We start from the raw sequence: 3,472 nt of genomic DNA, 5'->3' as shown, positions 1-3,472 counted from the left end.
TTGCATCAACAAGTGATTTTGGAAATAACTTGTTGATCCTTCGGCCAACCAAAAAAGATCCGTGTAGTTCTCCTTTTGATAATCATAAGGAACCAAAGCCTCGGGACGATACGCTTTAACGTTCCAAGTATGGATGAGTTCGTGAGAGGCGGTTGATAGGAAGCTAAGGTAGTCATCTCGGCTTGCATAGCTGTAACGTGGTCGCTGAATAATGGTCGAATTGCGGTGTTCGGTTGCACCACCGGCGCCTGACGTTGCGTGGATCATAAAGACATAACGCTCATACGGGTGACCTCGCCAAATATTCTGCGACTGTTGCACCAGTTTCTCTAAATCTTCGACGGTTTGTTCGGCATCGTAATTGCCTTCGCCCCAAAAGACGACTTCGTAATGACGATCATCGACCGTGAATTTATAAAGTTCGTTGATACCGGTCTCAATGGGTGAATCAACTAAGATATCCCAGTTATCCGCGACAAACGTATGCGCCCCTTCACTTTCCATGCCTGATACACTACGCCAATCGTCTTTCACATCAAGACTGACCGTAACCGGCTCAGCACGATAGGCGTCGGCATACATAAAGACCGCAGAGGCATCCAAGTAAGCATGCGAGTCATCGATATGACGACTACGACGTCCGAGTTGATTCGCATAAATTTGATAGTTTACTTTGACGTCATCGCCTTGTGCTGACTCAGGCAGATGAATGCGCCACGTGCTTTTATCAACCTTTTCCCAGTTTAGCGGCTCGCCCTCTTCCGAAGTAGCAGCGAAGTCACGCACGCCATTGGCTAGGTTTAATATACGATAATAACCCGTGCGCCAAGCAGGCATCTTAACGTCGATGTAACTGCTTTCAACATCTGGAAAAACAATATCCACTTGACCGGTATGGTGGGTCGGTTCGGTCAAATCAATGTGATAGTCAACATCAGCCCAAGCGGATGTTGATGCGCAAACGGCGAGCGCTAATAAAGATTTCTTAAACACATTAACTCCTTGTGATGAGTTCTCTTGTTCTAATTTTTACGCGTAAATAAGCAGCCTAAGCGTAGCATGATGTGACTTTGAGCGGGAGTCTGTGCGACTAGAGGTCAGTTTTTACCGTTTAATGATGTACGCAGAAATAAATTTTTACGTGCTTTCATCGAATATTTACAATCCTATGGTATACAATGAACGTATGACCAGAAAAGATACCCCGTGCGAGAGTGAGTTTTGAATCAATCGAATTCGGCCGAAGAAAAATTAGCAATTCTTGAAAAGCGACTCAATCAAACCATCCAGTCGCGCAAACAGCTCGAAGACGAATACCAACACGATTGGACTCATTTTTCAAACATGCTTACGCAGCTGTCTTATGCGTGTGGAGGCTTAGACCAGAACCTCGATAATTCGCTAACCAAGTTACGTGGTTTGCTGCAACGAAACAGTGGCATGGAACAGCTCAAGCCCGTCATGGCTGAATCAGAAACTCACATTCAATCGGTCACTCATCGTGTACAACGCAACTTAAAAGCGTCTCATGAAGCGACGCTCGAGGCCATTGGTTGGTTAAAAAAGCAACCGGCTCTGAATCAAGATGCCCGTGCCGAACTACAACGCATCATAGACTCAACGGAGTCGCAACATGTATCGGTGATGCACTATATTCCGCTGCTGATCAGTCTATTAAAATACTGCCAGCGATTAGGTCATGACATCGTAGAACAGCCCAAGCAAGATTACAGCCAAGAACAAAAAATCGTAGTAAAACTGATTGCCCAGTTAGAGTTTACCGGCTCGACCGAGCAACAACTTATTGCGCTCACACGGCAGTTTAAAGGAAAGTTGACTGCCACCGAACTACTAACGGCTATGGTCAGTTTGCTTGAGACCATTATCGACGGTGTCAATTTAGAGCGTCAATCTGCTCAAAATTTCCTACTTGAGATCTCACAAACTTTAGGCGCCGTTCAAGGCACATTAAGTCAGAGTGTTCAGGAGCGTAGCCACTACGAGAAAGATAATTCGACGCTCAATCAGCAGCTCAAGTCGAATGTTGATGAATTAAACGCTTCTGTACAGGGAGCACAGCACTTAGAAACACTTAAACAAGAAGTGGCGGGCCACTTGAACCGTCTCAATGAAACATTGCAAGAGAAGTTGGCTTTGGAAAACAAAGAGAGGCAGCAGTTTGAGCGTACAACGTCAAAACTGACAAGCAAGCTGACCCACTTCGAGCAGCAAGTGCATCATTACAAACAAAAATTAGCTGAGCAAAAATTTAAAAGTCTACAGGATAGTCTGACTAAACTGCCTAACAGAGCAGCGCTCGAAGAGCGTATGAGTGTTGAAGAACAGCGCTTTAAACGTACGCGAGAACCGTTGAGTATAGCCGTGTTAGATATCGACTTTTTTAAGCGGATCAACGACAATTTTGGCCACAGCGCAGGCGATAAAACGTTACAAGTGATTGCAAGTATGTTAAGAAAGGCAGTCAATGAAGCAGATTTTGTGTGTCGTTACGGTGGTGAGGAGTTCGTCATACTCTTCCCCAATACATCGATTACCGACGCGCAAGCACGTTTAGAAAAAGCGTGCGATCGTATCCGTAATATCCCTTTCAAATTTAGATCAGAAGATATTAGGATTACCGTATCGGTTGGGATCGCTGAACTACAGCAAGTCAACCAATCGTTAACCTCACTATTTGATGCAGCCGACAAAGCACTATACGAGGCTAAGAGAACAGGCAGGAATAAGATTGTGCTCGCCAGCGCTGTATCAGATTGAGGCAAATTGTTTAGGAGTAAGAAATAAGTAATGAAAGCAAGTATCTCACCTCAGGGAAGTATGTCCCTGCTATCACAATTAGAAATCGAACGATTAAAAGCATCATCCAACAGTCAACTATATAAGCTTTTTCGTAATTGCTGTTTAGCGGTACTGAACGCCGGTAGTCACACTGATAGTTCGGCTGATATTTATGACAGTTATAAAGACTTTGAAGTCAACATTATTCGTCGTGAGCGCGGTATTAAACTAGAACTCATTGAACCACCAGAAGAAGCCTTTGTTGATGGCGAAGTCATTGTCGGTATACGCGAGCTGCTCGAGTCTGTGTTACGCGATATTTTGTTCACCGGTGAGCGCTATTCAGAAACCGACTTAGAGCAAGCGGATAGTGCAACGTTAACACATGTGGTCTTTGATATTTTACGCAACGCACGGACGTTACGCCCGCAAGAAGAGCCCAACATGGTGGTTTGCTGGGGTGGCCACTCAATTAACGAAACCGAATATAAGTACACCAAAGAAGTCGGTTATCACGTGGGGTTGCGTGGACTGAACATCTGTACGGGCTGTGGTCCAGGCGCGATGAAAGGACCCATGAAAGGCGCAACCATAGGGCACGCCAAGCAACGTGTTGAAGGCGGCCGTTACTTAGGTTTAACAGAGCCTGGTATTATTGCAGCTGAGCCACCTA

At 45.2% G+C, this 3,472-nt stretch carries 2 protein-coding genes and 1 pseudogene; 2 read left to right on the top strand and 1 reads right to left on the bottom strand.

Annotation, left to right across the window (positions count from 1 at the left end):
* Positions 1–993: pseudogene (locus B2X00_RS03785) on the bottom strand (M61 family peptidase); the annotation flags it as partial.
* A 228-nt stretch (positions 994–1,221) separates the two neighbouring features.
* On the opposite strand from B2X00_RS03785, the gene B2X00_RS03780 reads away from it, so the two are divergent.
* Positions 1,222–2,778, top strand: coding sequence for a GGDEF domain-containing protein (locus tag B2X00_RS03780; protein ID WP_290486183.1), 1,557 nt, complete (start codon positions 1,222–1,224; stop codon positions 2,776–2,778).
* Between the two features lie 30 nt (positions 2,779–2,808).
* Positions 2,809–3,472 (top strand): pyrimidine/purine nucleosidase domain-containing protein (locus B2X00_RS03775; RefSeq protein WP_290486182.1); only part of this gene is annotated, 664 nt, incomplete at its 3' end.

Origin of the sequence: Idiomarina sp. UBA3162, assembly GCF_002364475.1 — a bacterium.
Classification (GTDB): Bacteria; Pseudomonadota; Gammaproteobacteria; order Enterobacterales; family Alteromonadaceae; genus Idiomarina.
The sequence above is the reverse complement of the archived record's forward strand: the minus strand, read 5'-3'. Positions and strand labels throughout refer to the sequence as shown.